Genomic DNA, 20,043 nt, shown 5'->3' with positions numbered 1-20,043 from the left:
CGTCGGGCCGGCCACCGCGGCGGCGCTCGCCGCGAGCGGGCTGCCCGACCCCGCGCGGCAGGCGTCCGCCTCCTGAGCCGACCGGGGCTCAGTCCTCGCTGGCCGCCCAGCCGGTGAGGTTCACGATCCGGCACACCAGCACCCGGTGGAACGGCTTGTCGGCGTACTGCCGCACGGTGCCGGCGAGCGCGTCGGCGAGCCGCTCGACCAGCGCCGGGTCCGGGTCGGGCACGTGCTCGGTGTCGGCACGCACCCACCACAGCCGCGACCAGTCGTCGGGGTCCCAGTGCTCGACGAGGAGGGAGCCGCGCGGGTCGGCGGCGAGGTTGTCCTCGCGCTGGAGCCGGGAGGACTTCTTCGGCTTCACCGAGTCGATCGGCACCCCGACGTGGCCGTCGACCACGGCGTAGACCACGGGCAGCGGGGCCGGCCCGCGCTCGGGGTGGAGGGTGCAGAACACGCCGTGCACGTGCGCGTCCAGACGGGCCGCTGCCGTCTCCTGGTCCAGCCGCATGGGGTCCTCCCGGTGGGTCGCGGTGCCGGTGCCCCCCAGCCTCGCCGACGTCGGCGCCGAGCACCATCACGCGTTGCTCAACGTCGCCCCGGACCGCTTGACCCGCCGGGGGCCAGGGGCGAGGTTGTCGTCCATGAACCTCGCCTCGTGGGTGGCGCGCAACGGTCGTCGGCTGGGCGACCGGCCCGCCCTCGCCGAGGGCGCGCGCGTCACGGCGACGTGGACCGGGTTCGCGGCGCGGGTCGCCGGTGGCGCGGCCGGGTTCCGCGCGATGGGGCTCGAGCCGGGCGACCGGGTCGCGATCGTGATGGCCAATTGCCCGGCCTACCTCGAGGTCCAGCACGCCGCGTGGCACGCGGGGCTGGTCGCCGTGCCGGTCAACGCCCGCCTGCACCGCGACGAGGTGGCGTTCATCCTGGCGAACAGCGGCACCCGGGTCGTCGTCACCGACGACGCGCACGCCGCGGACGTGGAGTCCCTGCTGGGCGAGGTGCCGTCGCTCGAGGCGGTCGTGCGCGCCCCCGGCCCGCAGTGGGACGAGCTGCGCGCCCGCGACCCGCTGCCGCTGGCCGACCGCGGCCGCGACGACCCGGCCTGGCTGTTCTACACCAGCGGCACCACCGGACGGCCCAAGGGCGCGACGCTCACCCACGGCAACCTCCTGATGGCCTCGCTCAGCTACTTCGCCGACATCGACCCGGTCGCCGCCACCGACAGCGTCCTGCACGCCGCGCCGCTGTCGCACGGCTCCGGGCTCTACGGCCTCCCGCACGTCGCCCGCGGTGCCGTCAGCGTCTTCCCGACCGGCAGCCCGATGGACGGCGCCGAGCTGCTCGAGCTCACGAGGGCCTGGCCGGGGCTGTCGTTCTTCGCCGCCCCGATCATGGTCAAGCGGCTGGCCGCCGACCCGGCGCTGGTGGACGCGGGCCCGTCGGGACTGGCCGGCCTCAAGACGATCATCTACGGCGGCGCGCCGATGTACCTCGCCGACCTCGAGGACGCGCTCGCGACCTTCGGGCCGCGGCTGGCGCAGATCTACGGCCAGGGCGAGACCCCGATGACGATCACCGGCCTGTCCAAGGCCGACCACGCCGACACCGGCCACCCGCGGTGGCGCGAACGGGTCCAGGGCGTCGGCTTCCCGCGCACCGACGTCGAGGTGCGCGTCGTCGACGAGGACGACCGCGAGCTGCCGGCCGGCGAGGTGGGCGAGGTCGTCGTCCGCGGCGGCGTGGTGATGTCGGGCTACTGGGAGCAGCCGGACGCGAGCGCCGAGACGCTGCGCGGCGGGTGGCTGCACACCGGCGACGTCGGCAGCTTCGACGACGACGGCTTCCTCACCCTGCGCGACCGGTCGAAGGACCTGATCATCAGCGGGGGGATGAACATCTACCCCCGCGAGGTCGAGGAGGCGCTGCTGTGCCACCCGGGGGTCGCCGCCGTCGCCGTGGTCGGCAGGCCCGACCCCGAGTGGGGCGAGGCCGTGGTCGCCTTCGTGGTGGCCGACGGCGACGAGCCGCCCACCGACGAGCTCGACCGCACCTGCCTGGACCGGATCGCGCGCTTCAAGCGGCCCAAGGAGTACCGCTTCGTGGCGTCCCTGCCCACCAACAACTACGGCAAGGTCCTCAAGCGCGAGCTGCGCGAGCTGCTCTGACGCGCGTTGAGGAAACCATGAGCGGTCCCACCCTTGCGGGCGGTGCGGCGCTGAATGTGTCATACGTCACAAGGGCCCGACCGGCCGAGTCCGCTCCCGAGGAGACCACCCGATGAAGCTCGCCCTCTACCTGCCGACCTACCGCAACCACGTCACGGTGCAGGAGCTCGCCGACCTCACCGACCTCGCCGAGGAGCTCGACTTCGACTCCGTGTGGACCCTCGACCGGCTGGTCACGCCCGAGGCGTCCGACCGCGGGGAGCTGCAGTACCCCTTCGGCATGATGAAGGAGTTCCCGACCCAGCTCCCGGTCGAGTCCCACGGCAAGTGGTTCCAGGGCTGGCCGATCCTGCCGTGGCTCGCGGCGCGCACCGAGAAGCTGCGCTTCGGCATGAGCATCACCAACACGCCCTTCCGCAGCCCGGCGCTGTTCGCCGCCGAGTGCGCCACCATCGACCACCTCTCCAACGGCCGGCTCAACGTCGGCATCGGGTCGGGCTGGATGCCCGAGGAGTTCGCGGCGGCGAGCGTCCCCGAGCGGTTCGCGCGGCGGCACTCGCACGTCCGCGAGACGATCGAGATCTGCCAGGGCATCTGGACCAACGAGACCTTCGAGTACCACGGCGAGCACGCCGACTTCGAGCCCTGCGGCTTCGGCCACAAGCCCGTGCAGGACCCGCACCCGCCGATCTACTTCAGCGGCCTGCGCGACCCGAAGCGCTCGGCCAACCGGGTCGCCAAGTACGGCCTGCACGGCTGGATCGGCATCCAGGACACCCCGCGGGAGTTCACCGAGTGGCGCACCGCGATCGGCCGCGAGCTCGAGGAGCTCGGCAAGTCGATCGACGACCTCGACATGTGCTCGATGATCTGGTTCACCATCACCGACGAGGACGTCGACCAGAGCGACAACGGCAAGGTGTCGAACATCCTCGTCGGCAGCGAGCGTCAGATCGTCGACATGCTGAAGACCTACCAGGAGGCGGGCATGACGATGCCGCTGCTCTGGCCGCCCTTCGCCGACGTCCCGGTCTCGAAGACCCTCGACGACCTCAAGCGCCTCAAGAACGACATCATGCCGAAGGTCGAGGCGTCCTAGTCCCCCGCGGAGCCGTGGCGGGCCGGAGCGAGGGAGTCGAGCAGGTGCTCGGCCCGCCCCACGGCCCGCCCGGCGTCGTCGTGGGTCGCGGCGGAGAGGTTGAGGTCGGCGAAGACCTCGGTGGCCCCCGCCGCGCGGACCAGCGCCAGGTCGTCGAGCACCTGCGCGACCGTGCCGCGGAAGGGACGGCGCGAGCGCCCCGGGTCGGCGTCGGTCAGCTCCACGACGGCCCGCAGCACGATGCGTACGCCCGCCGGGTCGCGCCCGGCCTCCTCGGCCCCCGACCGGACCAGGCCCACCGAGTGCTCCAGCCGGTCGAGGTCGGTCGCGGTGCTGCCGATCCAGCCCTGCGCCAGCCGACCGGCCCGGCGCAGGGCGGCGTCGGCGGCGCCGCCGACGAGGAGCGGCGGGTGCGGGTCCTGGACTGGACGGGGCCGCACGTGCGAGCGCGGCACCGCGTAGAACTCCCCGGCGTGCTCGACCGGGTCGTCGGTCCACAGGGCGACCAGGCAGCGGAGGTAGTCCTCCATCCGGGCGCCCCGGCGCTCGAACGGCACCCCGGCGGCCGCGTACTCCTGCGGCAGCCAGCCCAGGCCCAGCCCGACCGTCACGCGGCCGGCGCTGAGGTGGTCCAGGGTGGCCATCTGCTTGGCCAGCACCACGGGAGGCACGAACGGCGCGCAGAGCGTTGCGGTGCCGAGGCCGATCCGCGACGTGTGGCCGGCGACGAGGGCGAGCGGGAGCACCGCGTCGTGCACCGCGGCGTACGCCTCGTCACCGATCGGCCGCGCCGACGGGTTGTGCGTGGCCTCCCACCCCGGGTCCAGCGCGCCGTCGACCGGCTGCAGGAGCCGCTGGAAGGTCCACAGCGACGCCCAGCCGAGGTCCTCGGCCATCCGGGCGAGGTGGATCATCGTCGCGGGGGTCGCCCACCGGCCCGAGACCGGCAGCCCCAGGCCCAGCACCGGGAGGTCGTCGCTCACCCGACCACCCTCCCACCCCGCACCCGCACCCACAGCCCCCGAAGGGACAGGATCGACCCATGACGCTCTCGATCGGCTACAAGGCCTCGGCCGAGCAGTTCGGCCCCCGCGACCTCGTCGAGCTCGGCGTCCGGGCCGAGGAGGTGGGGCTCGACAGCGTCTGGGTGAGCGACCACCTCCAGCCCTGGCGGCACGAGGGCGGCCACGCCCCCAACGCGCTGGCCGCGCTGGCCGCGATCGGCGAGCGCACCGAGCGGGTGGTGCTCGGCACCAGCGTGCTCACCCCCACCTTCCGCTACAACCCGGCGGTGCTGGCCCAGCAGTTCGCCACGCTGGCGCTGCTCAACCCGGGCCGGGTGGTGCTCGGCATCGGCAGCGGCGAGGCGCTCAACGAGATCTCGGTCGGGCTCCGGGAGTGGCCCGACTTCAAGGAGCGCTGGGCCCGGATGCGCGAGGCGGTGCGGCTCATGCGCGCGCTGTGGGAGGGCGAGCGGGTCACCTTCGACGGCGACTACTACCGCACCGTCGACGCCACGATCTACGACCGACCCGAGGGCGGCGTCCCGATCTACGTCGCCGCCGGCGGCCCGCAGATGGCGAAGTACGCCGGCCGGGTGGGCGACGGCTTCATCTGCACCAGCGGCAAGGGCATGGACCTCTACACCGACAAGCTCCTGCCGGCCGTCGAGGAGGGCCTCGCGGCCGCCGACCGCTCGCCCGGCGACCTCGCCCGGATGATCGAGATCAAGCTGTCCTACGCCCCGACCGAGGAGGAGGCGCTGGAGAACTGCCGGTTCTGGGCGCCGCTGTCGCTCAGCGCCGAGCAGAAGCACCAGCTCGACGACCCGGTCGAGATGGCGGCGGCCGCCGACCGGCTGCCGATCGAGCAGGTGGCGTCCCGCTGGATCATCGCCACGACCCCCGAGCAGGTCGTCGCCGCGGTGCGGCCCTACGTCGACGCGGGCTTCGACCACCTCGTCGTGCACGCACCCGGCCACGACCAGGAGCAGTTCCTCTCCTCCTTCGGCGCCGACGTGCTGCCCCTGCTGCGCGACCTCGGGGGCGCGCCCGGGACCGACTGACCGGCCGGCGAGGCCCGCGGGGGTGAGGTGGGGCCGGGCGGGGCGTGCCTAGCGTGGGCGGGACCCGACCGACGAGGAGGAACACGTGGGACACCAGCCCCCCAAGGACGTGCAGGAGGCCGCGCAGCGGGCCGTGCGCTGGATCGAGGACGGCAAGGCAGGCAAGGGGTTCACCGACACCGGTCGTCGCCGCGCGACGCAGCTGGCGGGTGGCTCGGAGGTCAGCGACGACGTCGTGCGCAAGATGCAGGCGTACTTCTCGCGCCACGAGGTCGACAAGGACGCGGAGGGCTTCAGCCGCGGTGGCGACGGCTTTCCCTCACCGGGCCGCGTCGCGTGGGACGCCTGGGGCGGCGACCCCGGTGAGCGCTGGGTCGGCACGATCGACCTCGACGACTGACCCCGCCGCTCGCCGGAACATCCACCACCGGGTGTGGCGTTGCACCGGCGCCCGATCCCCTGCCCCCGAGGAGACCCCCATGCGCGCAGCCAGCTACGACCGCTTCGGCGGACCCGAGGTCCTCACCGTCGGTGAGCGGCCGGACCCGCCCGTCGGTCCCGACACCGTGCTGGTGCGGGTGCGCGCCACCAGCGTCAACCCGGTCGACTGGAAGGTGCGCGAGGGCTACCTGCAGGGCGCGTTCCCGCACCACCTCCCGATCATCCCGGGCTGGGACGTCGCCGGCGTCGTCGAGGCCGTGGGCCCGGCGGTCCGCACCGGGCTGCGGGTCGGTGACGAGGTCTGGGGCTACGTCCGGCGCGACGACGTGCACGCCGGCACCGCCGCCGAGCTGGTGCCCGCCCCGGAGCGCACCGTCGCACTGAAGCCGGAGGGCCTCTCCTTCGAGGAGGCCGCGTCCGTGCCGCTCGCCGGGCTGACCGCGTACCAGGCGCTCACCGAGGCCCTCGAGGTCGGACCGGGCGACAGGGTGCTCGTGCACGCCGCGTCCGGCGGCGTCGGCCAGCTCGCCGTCCAGATCGCCGTCGCGCTCGGCGCCGAGGTCATCGGCACGGCGTCCGCGCGCCACCACGACCTGGTCCGCAGCCTCGGTGCCTCCGTGCTCCTCGACCACACGGCCGGACCGGTGAGCGAGCAGCTCGCCGGGCACGGCGGTCCGGTCGACGCGGTCCTCGACCTCGTCGGCGGCGACGCGCTGGCCGACGCCCCGGCGCAGGTGAAGGACCCCGCGCGGATCGCGACGGTCACCGACGCCGACGTCGTGGCGGGCTTCGGCGGCCACTACGTCTTCGTGCGCCCGGACCGCGACGGCCTCGACGCGCTCGCCGACCTGGTCGAGCAGGGACGGCTGCGGGTGACCGTGGCCCGCACCTTCCCGCTCGAGCAGATCGCCGACGCCCACCGGCTCTCCGAGGAGGGGAGCCCCGGCGGCAAGATCGCGATCACCGTCTGAGATCGGGATCACCCCGCGAGCGGCCGCGCCCCCACCCACGGGTGTGGTCCCGGCCGCTCGGGTGTGCCTACCGTGCTCGGGCTATGAGTGCGATGACCGCCGAGCCGGAGGCCCACGTCGAGGGTGCCGTGCTCACCCTGACCTACACCAGCACCGCCACCGAGCTGCTCACGGTGCACGAGCTGGTCGAGCTGATCGAGCAGATCCGCCCGAAGAACGAGCAGCTCGGCGTCACCGGCCTGCTGCTCTACAGCGGCGGCAACGTGATCCAGACGCTCGAGGGCTCCGAGGCCGACGTGATGAGCGTCTTCGACGCGATCTGCGGTGACGAGCGGCACACCCGCATCGAGGTCCTCGACCGCCGCACCGTGGCGGCCCGCGCGTTCGCCACCTGGTCGATGGGATTCCGCAACGTGAGCGCCCGCGAGGTCGCCGACACGGTCGGCTACACCGCGTTCGTCAAGCACTCGGTCGGCCGCGACCTCGACACCCACGCCGAGTCGGCCTTCGAGCTGCTCGAGCGGTTCCGCCGCACCGCGGTCTGACCCCGGGTGTGACGCAGCCCTCGCCCGCTCGGCTGGGCGCACGGGCCTGAGCGTGCCTAGGGTGGAGGCTGAAAGGGAGTAGTCCCCAACAGCTGCGTCGACACACTGACCTCCGGGTCCGGTGCAGCCGGCCACCGTCACGGTGGCGGACGAGACTTTCGACCAGCACACGACCCTGTTGATGGACGTGCCTGGTCGAAGGCGCGTCCACCCTGGTTCTCCCTGGGACACACCTCCGGCCGGGCCGGAGAGGAACCCATGGATGCGCTGCTCCTGAGCACCGCCGTCATCTTCGTCGCCGAGCTCGGCGACAAGTCCCAGCTCATGGCGATGACGTTCGCCGCCCGCTACCGCGCCCGCGACGTGCTGATCGGCATCACCGTCGCGACCGCGATCGTGCACCTCGCCTCCGTCGGCATCGGCGCGGCGATCGGGTCGGCGTTCGGCGACTACCAGGCCGCGATCAACGTCGTCGCCGGCCTCGCCTTCCTCGGCTTCGCCGCCTGGACCCTGCGCGGCGACGAGCTCACCGAGGAGGAGGCCGACAAGGCGCGCAGCAGCCAGGGTGCGGCGATCCTCGCCGTCAGCGTGGCGTTCTTCCTCGCCGAGCTCGGCGACAAGACCATGCTCGCCACGATCACCCTCGCCACCCACGAGGGCTGGTTCGGCACCTGGATCGGCTCCACCGTCGGCATGGTCGCCGCCGACGCGCTCGCCATCGGCGTCGGCGCCGTCCTCGGTCGCCGGCTGCCGGAGAAGGCGATCCGCTACGGCGCGACCGCGGCCTTCGTCGTCTTCGGCCTGCTGCTGCTGGTGCAGGGCCTCACGGCCTGAGCCCCCCACCTGGTCCGTGGCGTCGGATCGGACAGGTCTGCAGCGCGCGCCGGCGCGCTTGCCTAGTCTTCTCCCACCCGGCACCGAGGCCGGTCCACGAGGGGGACGTCATGATCGCGCGCCAGACCAGCCGAGGCTTCGGCCGACTCACCACCCTGATCGGTGCGGCGGCGGCGTCGACGCTCGTCGTCGGCGCGGCCGCCGCCCCCGCGTCTGCGGTGCCCGTTCCGGAGGCCGAGACCCTCGTGCTCTACGACGTGTCGGCGCAGGAGCTCCTCTCCACGTCGAGCCTCGCGGGCATCCAGTTCTCCCTGCACCCCTTCGGGGGCACCCCGACCACGGTGATGACCAGCGAGACCAAGGACACCACGCTGCGCGCGGTGCTGTCGTCGTGCGGAGAGGTGGTCACCGAGCGCACCTCGACGCTGCGCGGCTTCGACGCCTTCATCTACGTCGGGTTCGGCGAGGACCCGCGCTACGCCACCCATCGCCCGTCCGCGATCAGCGACCGTCTCGGTCCCTCGATCGACTACACGCTCACCGTCACCAAGCCCGGCTACGACCCCTACACCTACACCGGGTCCACCAGCGGGTACACCACCCGCCCCTCCTGTGAGGACCTCGCCGGAGACAACAGCGCACGCATCCCCGTGCAGGCGTGGTCGTACGCGTACGCGCAGCCGACAGCGAAGATCGGCTCGAACCTCACCATCTCCGAGACCCGCGCCGCCGGCACCCACGTCGCGTACGTGTGGACCGTGAAGGCCAAGGGCAAGCCCGCGCAGGTCGTGTCGCGCGGCTATCGCGCCCTCAAGGTCAAGCGCGGCTGGAAGGGCAAGCAGGTCACGGTGACCGTCACCGTCACCAAGGGCACCGGCAAGCGCGCGAAGTCCCTGGCCAGGACCATCCGCTACGGCAAGGCATCCTGAGGCCATGCCCGTCCCGGCTGGCGCGCACGAGCCGCGACCACCGGTCGGGCGCTCCCGGCCGTCGGGGTACTAGCACCATCGGACACCTTCTGCGCCGGGCCGGGCTGCGGCACGCTTGTCCCGACAAGGAGGACCTGTGCTCAACCGACCCCATCTCGCCCGCGCCACGGCGGCCGTCGTCGTGGGTGCCGTCGCGCTCGTGACGCCGCTCGCCGCGCCCGCCTCCGCCCACGGCGGCGGCGACTCCGCCGTGCGGTTCGACCCGGGCGGCGGCGAGGGCGGCGACGACTCGGGCGGCTCGGGAGGGTCGGGCGGTTCGGGCGGGGGCGGCGCGGACGACGGCGTGGACGACAGCGCCTCGGGCGGCTCCGGTGGCGGCTCGACGAGCAGCGGTTCCGGCCGCGCCGGCGACGACCGGGTCGAGGCGCGCGGCTCCTGCCGCGGCGGAGGCACCGAGTGGAAGGTCAAGGTCAAGTCCGACGACGGCAGGCTCGAGGTCGAGGGCGAGGTCGACAGCGGCCGCTCCGGCCAGCAGTGGGACTGGAAGCTGCGCCACAACGGCTCGGTCACCGCGCGCGGCCGGGGGCGTACGTCCGGGCCGAGCGGCTCCTTCGACGTCGAGCGCACGATCGTCGACCTCGCCGGCACCGACAAGGTCGCGTTCCGCGCGACGTACGGGGGACAGGTCTGCCGGGGTGTGGTCCACTACTGACCACACAGGAGGTCGCATGCGCTGGCTCACCCACCCCGTGGTGCAGTTCCTCGCCGCGGGCGTCGTGGTGCTGGTGCTCGTCGGGGTCGCGACCAGCTGGCTGAGCCGCGACGCCGCCGACGAGGAGGCGATCGACGACGCCCGCACCCTCACCCAGGTGCTCGGTCGCTCGGTGGCGCAGCCGGCGGTGCCGCGCGGCCTGGTGAGCGCGGACCCGGCGGCGATCGACCGGCTCGACCGCAAGGTGCTCGACCGGCTCCTGGTCGGCGACGTGCGCCGGATCAAGATCTGGAAGGCCGACGGCACCATCGTCTACAGCGACCGCACCGAGCTGATCGGGTCGGTCTACCCGCTCGACGAGGACGAGCTCGAGGCGCTGCGCGAGGGGCGCACCGACGCCGAGCTGTCCGACCTCTCCAAGCCCGAGAACCGATTCGAGCGCGAGCTCGGCCCCGACCTGCTCGAGGTCTACACCCAGATCTGGTCGCCCGAGGGCGAGCCCCTGCTCTTCGAGGCCTACTTCACCGCCGGCCAGATCGGCCGGCAGCGCGAGGCCGTGCTGGCCCGCTTCCTCCCGATCACCCTCGGGTCGCTCATCGTCCTGCTCGCCCTCACCACCCCGCTCGTGCTGCTGCTCGCGCGGCGCATCGCGCGCGGGGCGCGGGTCCGCGAGGAGCTGCTGCAGGCGGCGGTGCGCGCCTCGGACGCCGAGCGCCTGCGGATCGCGCGCGACCTGCACGACGGCGTCGTGCAGGACCTCGCCGGCTCGTCCTTCGCCCTCTCGACCGTCTCCTCGTCCGGCTCCCTGGCCCCGCAGGTGCGGGGCGAGCTCGACGAGGTGAGCCGGTCGCTGCGCACCAGCATGCGCTCGCTGCGGTCGCTGCTGGTCGAGATCTACCCGCCCGACCTGCACGCGGGCGGGCTGTCCGCCGCGCTGCACGACCTCGCCGCCCCCCTCACCGCGACCGGGACGGCCGTCGACGTCGACGTGTCCGGCGACGACGGCGCCAGCGAGGGCGTCGTCGCGCTCACCTGGCGGGTCGCGCAGGAAGCGGTGCGCAACGTCGTCCACCACGCCTCCGCCACCCGGGTGTCGGTCACGGTGCGCCGCGAGGGCGACACCCTCGTGCTGGAGGTCGTGGACGACGGCCGCGGCTTCGACCCGGACGCCGAGGGACCCGAGGGACACTTCGGCCTGCGCAACCTCGAGGGCCTGGTCCGGGAGTCGGGGGGCACACTGGAGGTCGAGTCGGCTCCGGGGGACGGGACCGCGCTGCGCATGGAGGTGCCGGTCCGATGATCCGAGTGGTGGTGGCCGACGACCACCACGTCGTACGACGTGGGCTCACCGGCCTGATCGACTCCACCGACGACCTCGAGGTCGTCGGCGTGGCGACCAACGGGGCCGAGGCGATCGAGATGGTCCGCGAGCACCGGCCCGACGTGGCGCTGATGGACCTGCAGATGCCGGGCGTCGACGGGGTGGAGGCGACCCGCGCGATCCTCGCCGAGGCGCTCGGCACGGAGGTGCTGGTGCTGACGTCGTTCTCCGACCAGGCGCGCATCCACGCCGCGATCGACGCCGGCGCGGTGGGCTACCTGCTCAAGGACGCCGAGCCCGAGGTGCTGCTCGACGGCATCCGCGCGGTCGCGCGCGGGGAGTCGCCGATCGACCCGCGCGCCGCCCGGCGGTTGCTGGCGGCCCGGGCCGACGCCGCGCCCGACCCCACCGCCGGCCTCTCGCCGCGCGAGACCGAGGTGCTGCGGCTGGTGGTGCAGGGGCTGCTCAACAAGCAGATCGCCCAGCGGCTCGGGGTCACCGAGCGCACCGTGAAGGCCCACCTGACCTCGGCCTACCAGCGCATCGGCGTCGCCGACCGCACCCAGGCGGCGCTTTGGGCCCAGCGCAACGGGTTGGTCGACCCCTCGTAGTCTCGGGGGCATGCAGACACGCACCCTCGGCAGCCACCAGGTCGGCGCGATCGGCCTCGGCCTGATGACCTTCGACCAGACCGGCGCGCAGCCGCGCCAGCAGCTCCTCGACACCGTGACCGCCGCGCTCGACGCGGGCGTCACCCTCTTCGACACCGCCGACGCCTACGGCCCCGGCGAGGAGCTGGGCGCCGACGCCCAGGGCGCCAACGAGCGGCTGATCGCCTCGATCCTCGACGAGCTCGGCGTCCGCGACCGCGTGCTGCTGGCCACCAAGGGCGGCCACGTCCGCACCGAGGGCGGCGGCTGGGGGCTCGACAGCTCCGCCGACCACCTCCGCGGCGCCGTCGACGCCAGCCTCCAGCGCCTCGGCGTCGAGCAGATCGCGCTGTGGCAGCACCACCGTCCCGACCCGGCGGTGCCCTACGACGAGGTGATCGGCACCATCAAGGAGATCGCCGACAGCGGCAAGGTCGCGGGCGTGGGCCTGTCCAACGCCGACCCCGACCAGATCCGCGCGGCACACGCCGTGCTCGGCGACGCGCTCGTCAGCGTGCAGAACCAGTTCAGCCCGAAGTTCCGGTCCAGCAAGCCGGAGATCGACGTGTGCGACGAGCTCGGCATCGCGTTCCTGCCGTGGAGCCCGCTCGGCGGCCTGTCGGACGCCAAGGAGCTGGCCGAGAAGCACCCGGCCTTCGCCGAGGTCGCCTCCGAGCGCGGCGTGAGCGCCCAGCAGGTCGCGCTGGCCTGGGAGCTGGCGCAGTCGCCGGTCGTCATCCCGATCCCCGGCGCCAAGCGGCCGTCCTCGATCACCGACTCGGCCGCGGCGGCCGCCCTCGACCTCACCGCCGACGAGCTCGCGCGGCTCGACGCGAGCTGATGGCCGTGGCGCCTCCGGCGGGCCGTCCGCTGCTCTCGCGCGCCGTCGACTCGGTCCTCGACCGGTCGCTGGTGCTCGGCTACACCACCATCGGCCTCGCCGTGCGCAAGAAGCTGCCCGGCTGGCCGGCCGACCCCGCACCCGGCGTCCTCGCCGGGCGGGACGTGCTGGTCACCGGCGCGAGCTCGGGCCTCGGCATCGCCACCGCGGCCGGGCTGGCCGACCTCGGCGCGACGGTCCACCTGCTGGTGCGCGACGAGACGAAGGGCGAGCGGGCGGCCGACCGGATCCGGACGGAGCAGCCGGCTGCGCAGCTGCGGCTGTGGCGCTGCGACGTCGGCGACCTCGACGACGTGCGCCGCTTCGCCGACGCCTTCGCCGCCGAGGTGCCCGAGCTGCACGCGATCGTCCACAACGCCGGCGTGATGCCGCCCGAGCGCACCGAGTCCGCCCAGGGCCACGAGCTCAGCATGGCCGTGCACGTCCTCGGTCCGGTCGTCATGACCGAGGCGCTGCGCGGCCCGCTCGCCGGCGGACGGGTCGTGCTGGTCAGCAGCGGCGGGATGTACGCCCAGTCGCTGCGGGCCGACGACCCCGGCTACCTCACCGGCGACTACTCGCCCACCACCGCCTACGCCCGTTCCAAGCGAATGCAGGTCGAGCTGGCGCCGCTGCTCGGCGAGCGCTGGGCGGGCGACGGCATCACCGTCGCGGTGATGCACCCCGGCTGGGCCGACACCCCCGGCGTGCAGGAGTCCCTGCCGACGTTCCAGAAGATCACCCGGCGGGTGCTGCGCGACGACGCCCAAGGCGCCGACACCAGCGTCTGGCTCGCCGCCGTCGAGCCCGCGCCGCCCACCGGTCGGTTCTGGCACGACCGGGTCCCGCGCCCGACCAGCCTGCTGCCCACCACCCGCCCCTCGGCCGACGCCCTCGCACGGGCCTGGGCCTGGCTGGAGGACGCCGCCGGGCTGCCGTGACGGCCGGCGGCCGCGGGCGTAGGTCTGGCCGCGGGCGTTCGCCTGGCCCTGCGCGCTCGGGCCCGGGGGTAGTCCAGTGACGGATGGCTGTCCTCGTCGGGTAGTCCAGTGACGGTTGGCTGTCCGTGAGGCCTTCCGACAGCCATCCCTCACTGGACTACCCCGGGGCGGACGTCGCCTAGGGTGGCGCGCGTGCTGAGCCTGCCGATCGACGACGACGTCCACCTCGCCGACCTCGAGCCGTGGCACGCCGAGCAGCTCGCCGGGCTCTTCCGGGCGCACGGCCCGGACTTCTACGACTGGCTGCCGTGGCAGGGCTTCGAGGAGGTCGACGGCGCCCGCGGCTTCGTCGACGGCTTCGTCCGCGGCCGTGCGGACGGCGCGCGGCGGCTGTACGGCGTGTGGGTCGGCGGCGAGCTGATGGGCGGGACCCTCTTCCCGAGCATCAACGCCCGCTCCGGCATCGCCGAGGCCGGCGCCTTCCTCGCCTCGCCGGCGCGCGGTCGCGGGATCGTGACCCGCGCGGTCGCCGCGATGCTCGACTGGGCCTTCGACGAGCGCGGCCTGCACCGCGTCGAGTGGCGCTGCGCGCCGGGCAACCTCGCCAGCCGGCGCGTCGCCGAGCGCCTCGGGCTCACCCACGAGGGCACCCTCCGCGAGGTCTTCCGGGTGGGCGAGGAGCGCCAGGACCTCGAGGTCTGGGCCGTGCTCGCGGGCGACTGGCACGGGCTGCCCGCGCGCCCCTGACCGCGCCGCGCGGACACGCCCGGCAGCCCCGACGGCGTACGCCCCTCGCTCGTCAGACCGTCCGGCGGGGGGTGGTAGTCCAGTGACGGTCGGCTGCCCGTGAGGCCGTCCGACAGCCATCCCTCACTGGACTACACCCGGCCGCCCGAAGAAAACTTGACTCGTTCAAGAAACGCGGGCAGGGTGGTGGCGATGGACGACCACACGACCGAGCCGGGTTTCGACGACCTGCTCCGCGGCGCCGACCTGCGGGTCACCCGCCCGCGCCTGGCCGTCCTGCGTGCCGTCCGCCGCCACCCCCACGCCGACACCGGCACGGTGCTGGCGGCCGTCCGCACCGAGGAGGCGACCGTCTCCCACCAGGCGGTCTACGACGTCCTCGGCGCCCTCACCGACGCGGGCCTCGTCCGCCGGATCCAGCCCGCCGGCTCGGTCGCCCGCTACGAGCTGCGCGTCGGCGACAACCACCACCACGTGGTCTGCCGCTCGTGCGGCACGGTCGCCGACGTCGACTGCGCCGTCGGCCACCGGCCGTGCCTCGACGCGTCCGACGACCACGGCTTCGTCATCGACGAGGCCGAGGTCACCTACTGGGGCCTGTGCCCCGCCTGCGCCAGCACCCCGTCCACCTCCCCCACCACCGCCAACCCCACCTGAAGGGAACCCGCATGTCCGACGACCTGCCCAACGACTCCTCCCGCTCGACCGACACCTCGGCGAGCAACGAGGCCAACGCCGAGGTCGGCGAGATGAACGAGCAGGGCGGCGCCACGTCCTGCCCCGTCCTGCACAGCGGCAACGTCCACCCCACCCAGGGCGACGCCAACAGCGAGTGGTGGCCCGAGCGGCTCAACCTCAAGATCCTCGCGAAGAACCAGCCGGCCATCAACCCGCTCGGCGCCGACTTCGACTACGCCGAGGCGTTCTCCGCCCTCGACCTGCCGGCCCTCAAGGCCGACATCGCCGCGGTCCTCACCGACAGCCAGGACTTCTGGCCGGCCGACTTCGGCCACTACGGCCCGCTGATGATCCGCATGGCGTGGCACAGCGCCGGGACGTACCGCGTCCAGGACGGCCGCGGCGGCGCCGGCACGGGGCAGCAGCGCTTCGCCCCGCTCAACTCCTGGCCCGACAACGGCAACCTCGACAAGGCGCGCCGCCTGCTGTGGCCGGTGAAGAAGAAGTACGGCAACGCGATCTCGTGGGCCGACCTGATGGTGCTGACCGGCAACGTCGCGCTCGAGTCGATGGGCTTCGAGACCTTCGGCTTCGCCGGCGGTCGCGTCGACGCCTGGGAGCCGGACGCCGACGTCTACTGGGGTCCGGAGACCGAGTGGCTCGGTGGCGACCAGGGCGGCGCGCAGCGCTACAAGGGCGACCGCGAGCTCGACAACCCGCTGGCCGCGGTCCAGATGGGCCTGATCTACGTCAACCCCGAGGGCCCGGAGGGCAACCCCGACCCGGTCCTCGCCGCCCACGACATCCGCGACACCTTCGCCCGGATGGCGATGAACGACGAGGAGACCGTCGCGCTGATCGCCGGCGGCCACACCTTCGGCAAGACCCACGGCGCGGCCGACCCGGAGGAGCACGTCGGCCCCGAGCCCGAGGGCGCGCCGATCGAGACCGGCGGCATGGGCTGGCTGTCGACCTACGGCACCGGCGTCGGCAAGGACGCGATCACCTCGGGCCTCGAGGTCACCTGGACCGACGTCCCGACGCAGTGGAGCAACCGCTTCTTCGAGATCCTCTTCCAGTACGAGTGGGAGCTCACGAAGTCGCCGGCCGGCGCCGCGCAGTGGGTGGCCAAGGACGCCGAGGCGATCATCCCGGCGCCCGACGAGGGCGGCGCGAAGCGTCTCCCGACGATGCTCACCACCGACCTCGCGCTGCGGATGGACCCGGCGTACGAGGCCATCTCGCGCCGCTTCCTGGAGAACCCCGACGAGTTCGCCGACGCCTTCGCCCGCGCGTGGTTCAAGCTGACCCACCGCGACATGGGCCCGGTCGCGCGCTACCTCGGCCCCGAGGTCCCGAGCGAGGAGCTGCTCTGGCAGGACCCGATCCCGGCGCCGGCCCACGTGGCCACCGAGGAGACGGTCGCCGCGGTCAAGCAGGCGATCGCCGACGCCGGCCTGACCGTCAGCCAGCTGGTCTCGACCGCCTGGGCCGCCGCGTCGTCGTACCGCCACTCCGACAAGCGTGGCGGCGCCAACGGCGGTCGCATCCGCCTCGAGCCGCAGCGCAGCTGGGAGGCCAACGACCCGCGCCAGCTGGCCGGCGTCGTCACCGTCCTCGAGGGCATCGCCGACGCCCACGACATCACCTTCGCCGACACGGTCGTCCTGGCCGGCAACGTCGGCGTGGAGCAGGCTGCTGCGGCCGCCGGCGTGAGCGTCGAGGTGCCGTTCACCCCGGGTCGCGGCGACGCCACCCAGGAGCAGACCGACGTCGAGTCGTTCGCCTGGCTCGAGCCGCAGGCCGACGGGTTCCGCAACTTCAAGCGGTCCGACGCCAAGCTGCCGGCGGAGTACCTGCTGGTCGACAAGGCCAACCTGCTCAACCTCACGGCGCCGGAGATGACCGTGCTGGTCGGCGGCCTGCGGGTGCTCGGCGCCAACACCGCCGCGTCCACCGACGGGGTCCTCACCGAGCGTCCGGGCCAGCTGACGAACGACTTCTTCGTCAACCTCCTCGACCTCGGCACGGTCTGGAGCCCGGCCGGCTCCAACGACCGCTTCGAGGCGAGCGTCGGCGGCAACGCCTGGACCGGGACGCGCGCGGACCTCGTCTTCGCGTCGAGCTCCGAGCTGCGCGCGGTCGCCGAGGTCTACGCCCAGGACGGCTCCCACGAGCGGTTCGTCCGCGACTTCGTGGCCGCGTGGGCCAAGGTCATGGACAACGACCGCTACGACGTCACGGCCTGACGCCACCGTCGTACGCCCGCGGCCCGGGTCCCCGTCGTGGGGCCCGGGCCGCGGTGCGTCCGGGCGGTGGCACGGCGGCCGCGGGCGGTGATACTGGCCGGGTGGAGGAGGTCGAGGTCGTCGTCGCGCACCGGGAGCGGGCCACGCTCCGCGTCGGCGACGTGTTCGTGAAGGTCGACGCCGACCCGGACCGGTCCGCGCGCGAGGTCGAGGCGATGCGGCTGGCGCCGGTGCCGACGGCGCCGGTGCTGTGGCACACCCCGCCGGTGCTCGCGCTCGGCCGGCTGCCCGCCGACCTGGTCGAGCGCAACCTCGAGGTGGCCCGACCGGCGCTGCGACCCCACGACCCGGTGTTCGCCCACGGAGACCTGCAGACGATGCACGTCTTCGTCGACGGCGACACCGTCACCGGGGTGCTGGACTGGTCGGAGGCCGGCCCGGGCGACGGGGCGTACGACCTCGCCGTGCTGACCCTGGGCCACGAGGACCGGCTCGCCGACGTCGTGTCGGGCTACGGCGGCGGGGTCGACGTCGACGTCGTCACCGGCTGGTGGTCGGCCCGGAGCCTGCTCGCGGCCCGCTGGCTGCTCGAGCACGGCTTCGACCCGGACTCGCCCGGGTGCGAGTTCGACGTGCTGCGCGCACGGATGTGACCTCTAGCGTGGCTCCATGGCCGACCACGCGACGCCCAACCTCCCGTCCCGCGACCTCGACGCGAGCGCCGCGTTCTATGCCGCGCTCGGGTTCGTCGTGACCTACCGCGACCCGGGCTGGATGATCCTCGAGCGCGGCGGCCTGGCCCTCGAGCTGTTCCCCGACCCCTCGGTCGACCCGGCCACGACCGCGGCGGGCTGCTGCCTGCGTGTCGACGACCTCGACGGGTTGTACGCCGCGTGCGTGCGCGCCGGCCTGCCCGAGCGGCGTACCGGCTGGCCGCGGCTGCACGCCCCGACGGTCGAGGCCTCCGGGATGCGGATCGGCTACCTCGTCGACCCCGACGGCACCCTGCTGCGGCTGGTGCAGAACCCCTGATACTCCCGGTCTACTGCCAGGTGGCGGGGTCGCCGACGCGGATCGTGCCGGACGTCAGCAGCCGGAAGACGGTGCCGCCGCGGGGCGACCTGAGCGCGGCCATCGCGCCCTCGCCGAGCCAGTCGTCGAGCAGCCGGCAGGGGGCGGCGATCCGGACCACCTCCAGCTCGACGTCGCCGATCGTCATCCGCTCGCCGGGACGCGTCGGCAGCGGTCCGCGGTCGACGGTGACGTTGCGCCGGGTCAGGCCGGGGTCGATCGGGCGGCCGAGGACCTCGGCGGCGGTCTCGAGGTCGTCGAGCGCCTGCACGGTGACGTGCCGGTGACGGCTGCCGTGGTAGCGGTCGCCGACCAGGCCGGCGCCCGCCTCGGCGTCCACCGAGTCGACCGACTTCGTCGGCAGCCGGCGGCCGGGGGCGACGTGGAGGGCGTGGACGTGCGGGCTCACGGGGAGACGGTACGTCGCCCGGTTTCGGCAGGTCGCGGAGTCCCTCCCGCCCGCCTGAGCGCCATACTCCGACCGTGACCACCACGCCTGCCGCGAGCGAGACCGAGCCGACCACCGCCGCCCGCGCGGCGTACGCCCTCAACGCCGGGGTCGCCTGGCTCGGGGTGGCGGCGACGCTGGTGGTGTCGGCGCTCGACGGCTACGACCGGGTGCCGGTGGAGGCCGGGCTCTACGGCGACACCGCGCGGGGTGCGGCCGGCACCGTCGCGCGGGTGGTCGACACGCTGAGCTACTTCACGATCTGGTCCAACGTCGTGGTCGCGGTGTCGGTGACGCTGCTGCTCGCCCGGCCGCTGCGCGCGACCCGCGTGGTCCGGGTGCTGCGCCTGACCGGCCTGCTGATGATCACGGTGACCGCGATCGTCTACCAGGTGCTGCTGGCGCCGTCGGTCGACGTGACCGGCTGGTCGCTGCTGACCGACCCGGTCCTGCACGTCGTCACGCCGGCCCTCACCGTGCTGGTGTGGGTGGTGTGGGGCCCGCGCGGGTGGATCACGCTGCGGGAGGTGCCCCTGGCGCTGGTGGTCCCGCTGGCGTGGATCGGGTGGATGCTGGCGCGCGGCGCGGTCGTGCACGCCTACCCCTACGGCTTCGCCAACGTCGAGGAGTTCGGCTACGCCTCGGTGTCGGTGACGCTGCTGGTCATCCTGCTCTTCGGCCTCGTCGTCGCGGCCGTGTTCTGGGGCGTCGAGCGTCGCCTGCAGCGCCGGGCTGCGCGACCGACCCTGGACTGAGCCCGTCGCGAGCCCGGCGGGTCCTCGGCCGGCGCCGGCTCAGACGAGCTCGACGACGGTGCGCGCGAGGTCGCTGAGCTCCGGGGTCTCGCCCGCCTCGCGCAGCGCCTCGTCGAGGACCTGGTCGTGGGTGGGCCGGGCGGCCCGGAGCAGTGCCCGGCCGGCGTCGGTCGGCTCGGTGTAGATCCCGCGGCGGTCGTCCTCGCACAGGATGCGGGTGATCAGGCCTCGGCCCTCGAGCCGGTTGACCAGCCGGGTGGTGGCGCTCGGCGAGAGGCCGGTGGCGCGGGCCAGCTGGGCCATCCGGAGGTGCCAGCCGTCCTGGCGCGACAGCGCGTCGAGCACGGTGAACTCGACCACCGACAGCTCGTGCCCGGCCTGCAGCGCGCGCTCGAGCCGCGCCTCGATCAGCTGGTGCAGCGCGGCCAGCCGCCGCCAGCCGCGGGCGCGCACCTCGACGGCGTCGTCGCTGATGCCCATCGGTTCCTCCGTGGTCGGGATGTCGTCGGTGTCACTTTACCAGCGTTTGCAACATG

Annotated in this window: 23 protein-coding genes; 19 read left to right on the top strand and 4 right to left on the bottom strand. The window is 73.8% G+C overall.

Going from position 1 to position 20,043, the window contains the following annotated elements:
- Window positions 1-88: 88 nt before the first annotated feature.
- On the bottom strand, window positions 89-514 hold the full coding sequence (locus LN652_RS12920; protein WP_230441043.1) for a PNPOx family protein: 426 nt from the start codon (window positions 512-514) through the stop codon (window positions 89-91).
- Between the two features lie 133 nt (window positions 515-647).
- On the opposite strand from LN652_RS12920, the gene LN652_RS12915 reads away from it, so the two are divergent.
- Together LN652_RS12915 and LN652_RS12910 are read left to right on the top strand one after the other, a co-directional pair.
- Window positions 648-2,171, top strand: a complete 1,524-nt coding sequence (locus tag LN652_RS12915; protein WP_230441042.1) for an AMP-binding protein — start codon at window positions 648-650, stop codon at window positions 2,169-2,171.
- 112 nt (window positions 2,172-2,283) lie between these two features.
- On the top strand, window positions 2,284-3,270 hold the full coding sequence (locus LN652_RS12910; RefSeq protein ID WP_230441041.1) for an LLM class flavin-dependent oxidoreductase: 987 nt from the start codon (window positions 2,284-2,286) through the stop codon (window positions 3,268-3,270).
- Here LN652_RS12910 and LN652_RS12905 read toward each other — a convergent pair.
- Window positions 3,267-4,253, bottom strand: a complete 987-nt coding sequence (locus LN652_RS12905; RefSeq protein WP_230441040.1) for a TIGR03619 family F420-dependent LLM class oxidoreductase — start codon at window positions 4,251-4,253, stop codon at window positions 3,267-3,269. The two genes, LN652_RS12910 and LN652_RS12905, sit on opposite strands and share 4 nt — an antisense overlap.
- 59 nt (window positions 4,254-4,312) lie before the next feature.
- On the opposite strand from LN652_RS12905, the gene fgd reads away from it, so the two are divergent.
- From fgd to LN652_RS12825, 16 genes are all read left to right on the top strand, one after another.
- Window positions 4,313-5,335: a glucose-6-phosphate dehydrogenase (coenzyme-F420) gene (gene fgd / locus LN652_RS12900; protein WP_230441039.1), complete on the top strand. Its 1,023-nt coding sequence runs from the start codon at window positions 4,313-4,315 to the stop codon at window positions 5,333-5,335.
- Window positions 5,336-5,420: 85 nt separating this feature from the next.
- Window positions 5,421-5,735: a hypothetical protein gene (locus LN652_RS12895; RefSeq protein ID WP_230441038.1), complete on the top strand. Its 315-nt coding sequence runs from the start codon at window positions 5,421-5,423 to the stop codon at window positions 5,733-5,735.
- Window positions 5,736-5,814: 79 nt separating this feature from the next.
- Window positions 5,815-6,747: an NADP-dependent oxidoreductase gene (locus LN652_RS12890; RefSeq protein WP_230441037.1), complete on the top strand. Its 933-nt coding sequence runs from the start codon at window positions 5,815-5,817 to the stop codon at window positions 6,745-6,747.
- 83 nt (window positions 6,748-6,830) lie between these two features.
- On the top strand, window positions 6,831-7,292 hold the full coding sequence (locus tag LN652_RS12885; protein WP_230441036.1) for a BLUF domain-containing protein: 462 nt from the start codon (window positions 6,831-6,833) through the stop codon (window positions 7,290-7,292).
- Window positions 7,293-7,550: 258 nt separating this feature from the next.
- Complete coding sequence (locus LN652_RS12880) at window positions 7,551-8,126, top strand: TMEM165/GDT1 family protein (protein WP_230441035.1); 576 nt, start codon at window positions 7,551-7,553, stop codon at window positions 8,124-8,126.
- 110 nt (window positions 8,127-8,236) lie between these two features.
- Complete coding sequence (locus LN652_RS12875; protein ID WP_230441034.1) at window positions 8,237-9,055, top strand: hypothetical protein; 819 nt, start codon at window positions 8,237-8,239, stop codon at window positions 9,053-9,055.
- A gap of 136 nt (window positions 9,056-9,191) precedes the next feature.
- On the top strand, window positions 9,192-9,767 hold the full coding sequence (locus LN652_RS12870) for a hypothetical protein (protein ID WP_230441033.1): 576 nt from the start codon (window positions 9,192-9,194) through the stop codon (window positions 9,765-9,767).
- A gap of 16 nt (window positions 9,768-9,783) precedes the next feature.
- The gene (locus LN652_RS12865) at window positions 9,784-11,067 is read left to right on the top strand and encodes a sensor histidine kinase (RefSeq protein ID WP_230441032.1); all 1,284 of its coding nucleotides are present in this window, start codon (window positions 9,784-9,786) and stop codon (window positions 11,065-11,067) included.
- Complete coding sequence (locus tag LN652_RS12860; protein ID WP_230441031.1) at window positions 11,064-11,699, top strand: response regulator; 636 nt, start codon at window positions 11,064-11,066, stop codon at window positions 11,697-11,699. The genes LN652_RS12865 and LN652_RS12860 overlap by 4 nt, the downstream gene beginning before the upstream one ends.
- A 10-nt stretch (window positions 11,700-11,709) precedes the next feature.
- On the top strand, window positions 11,710-12,579 hold the full coding sequence (locus LN652_RS12855) for an aldo/keto reductase (protein ID WP_230441030.1): 870 nt from the start codon (window positions 11,710-11,712) through the stop codon (window positions 12,577-12,579).
- Entirely contained in the window at window positions 12,579-13,559 is a 981-nt protein-coding gene (locus LN652_RS12850) for an SDR family NAD(P)-dependent oxidoreductase (protein ID WP_230441029.1), read from the top strand. Before LN652_RS12855 ends, LN652_RS12850 begins: the two co-directional genes overlap by 1 nt.
- A 192-nt stretch (window positions 13,560-13,751) precedes the next feature.
- Entirely contained in the window at window positions 13,752-14,306 is a 555-nt protein-coding gene (locus LN652_RS12845; RefSeq protein WP_230441028.1) for a GNAT family N-acetyltransferase, read from the top strand.
- 192 nt (window positions 14,307-14,498) lie between these two features.
- A complete protein-coding gene (locus tag LN652_RS12840) occupies window positions 14,499-14,963 on the top strand; it encodes a Fur family transcriptional regulator (protein ID WP_230441027.1) in 465 nt (154 codons plus the stop codon).
- Between the two features lie 11 nt (window positions 14,964-14,974).
- On the top strand, window positions 14,975-17,233 hold the full coding sequence (gene katG, locus LN652_RS12835) for a catalase/peroxidase HPI (RefSeq protein ID WP_407941496.1): 2,259 nt from the start codon (window positions 14,975-14,977) through the stop codon (window positions 17,231-17,233).
- Between the two features lie 101 nt (window positions 17,234-17,334).
- Entirely contained in the window at window positions 17,335-17,886 is a 552-nt protein-coding gene (locus LN652_RS12830) for a phosphotransferase (RefSeq protein WP_230441026.1), read from the top strand.
- A gap of 16 nt (window positions 17,887-17,902) precedes the next feature.
- Window positions 17,903-18,265 carry a bleomycin resistance protein gene (locus LN652_RS12825; RefSeq protein ID WP_230441025.1) on the top strand — a complete coding sequence of 121 codons (363 nt, stop codon included), beginning with the start codon at window positions 17,903-17,905 and terminating at the stop codon, window positions 18,263-18,265.
- 10 nt (window positions 18,266-18,275) lie between these two features.
- Here the strand turns inward: LN652_RS12825 and LN652_RS12820 are convergent, their stop codons facing one another.
- Window positions 18,276-18,713, bottom strand: coding sequence for an MOSC domain-containing protein (locus LN652_RS12820; protein WP_230441024.1), 438 nt, complete (start codon window positions 18,711-18,713; stop codon window positions 18,276-18,278).
- Window positions 18,714-18,787: 74 nt separating this feature from the next.
- Between LN652_RS12820 and LN652_RS12815 the strand changes: the two genes are divergently transcribed.
- Complete coding sequence (locus tag LN652_RS12815; RefSeq protein WP_230441023.1) at window positions 18,788-19,507, top strand: Pr6Pr family membrane protein; 720 nt, start codon at window positions 18,788-18,790, stop codon at window positions 19,505-19,507.
- A gap of 39 nt (window positions 19,508-19,546) precedes the next feature.
- On the opposite strand, the gene LN652_RS12810 is transcribed toward LN652_RS12815, so the two are convergent.
- Window positions 19,547-19,987: a MarR family winged helix-turn-helix transcriptional regulator gene (locus LN652_RS12810; protein ID WP_230441022.1), complete on the bottom strand. Its 441-nt coding sequence runs from the start codon at window positions 19,985-19,987 to the stop codon at window positions 19,547-19,549.
- Window positions 19,988-20,043: the final 56 nt, after the last annotated feature.

This window comes from Nocardioides okcheonensis (assembly GCF_020991065.1).
Classification (GTDB): Bacteria; Actinomycetota; Actinomycetes; order Propionibacteriales; family Nocardioidaceae; genus Nocardioides; species Nocardioides okcheonensis.
Note: the sequence above shows the minus strand (reverse complement) of the source record. Positions and strands in the feature narration are given on the sequence as shown.

Bases quoted from the DNA above. Each gene is read 5' to 3' on its own strand.
- LN652_RS12920 (WP_230441043.1), bottom strand. From the start codon at position 514: ATGCGGCTGGACCAGGAGACGGCAGCGGCCCGTCTGGACGCGCACGTG.
- LN652_RS12915 (WP_230441042.1), top strand. From the start codon at position 648: ATGAACCTCGCCTCGTGGGTGGCGCGCAACGGTCGTCGGCTGGGCGAC.
- LN652_RS12910 (WP_230441041.1), top strand. From the start codon at position 2,284: ATGAAGCTCGCCCTCTACCTGCCGACCTACCGCAACCACGTCACGGTG.
- fgd (WP_230441039.1), top strand. From the start codon at position 4,313: ATGACGCTCTCGATCGGCTACAAGGCCTCGGCCGAGCAGTTCGGCCCC.
- LN652_RS12890 (WP_230441037.1), top strand. From the start codon at position 5,815: ATGCGCGCAGCCAGCTACGACCGCTTCGGCGGACCCGAGGTCCTCACC.
- LN652_RS12885 (WP_230441036.1), top strand. From the start codon at position 6,831: ATGAGTGCGATGACCGCCGAGCCGGAGGCCCACGTCGAGGGTGCCGTG.
- LN652_RS12880 (WP_230441035.1), top strand. From the start codon at position 7,551: ATGGATGCGCTGCTCCTGAGCACCGCCGTCATCTTCGTCGCCGAGCTC.
- LN652_RS12875 (WP_230441034.1), top strand. From the start codon at position 8,237: ATGATCGCGCGCCAGACCAGCCGAGGCTTCGGCCGACTCACCACCCTG.
- LN652_RS12865 (WP_230441032.1), top strand. From the start codon at position 9,784: ATGCGCTGGCTCACCCACCCCGTGGTGCAGTTCCTCGCCGCGGGCGTC.
- LN652_RS12860 (WP_230441031.1), top strand. From the start codon at position 11,064: ATGATCCGAGTGGTGGTGGCCGACGACCACCACGTCGTACGACGTGGG.
- LN652_RS12855 (WP_230441030.1), top strand. From the start codon at position 11,710: ATGCAGACACGCACCCTCGGCAGCCACCAGGTCGGCGCGATCGGCCTC.
- LN652_RS12850 (WP_230441029.1), top strand. From the start codon at position 12,579: ATGGCCGTGGCGCCTCCGGCGGGCCGTCCGCTGCTCTCGCGCGCCGTC.
- LN652_RS12840 (WP_230441027.1), top strand. From the start codon at position 14,499: ATGGACGACCACACGACCGAGCCGGGTTTCGACGACCTGCTCCGCGGC.
- katG (WP_407941496.1), top strand. From the start codon at position 14,975: ATGTCCGACGACCTGCCCAACGACTCCTCCCGCTCGACCGACACCTCG.
- LN652_RS12825 (WP_230441025.1), top strand. From the start codon at position 17,903: ATGGCCGACCACGCGACGCCCAACCTCCCGTCCCGCGACCTCGACGCG.
- LN652_RS12810 (WP_230441022.1), bottom strand. From the start codon at position 19,987: ATGGGCATCAGCGACGACGCCGTCGAGGTGCGCGCCCGCGGCTGGCGG.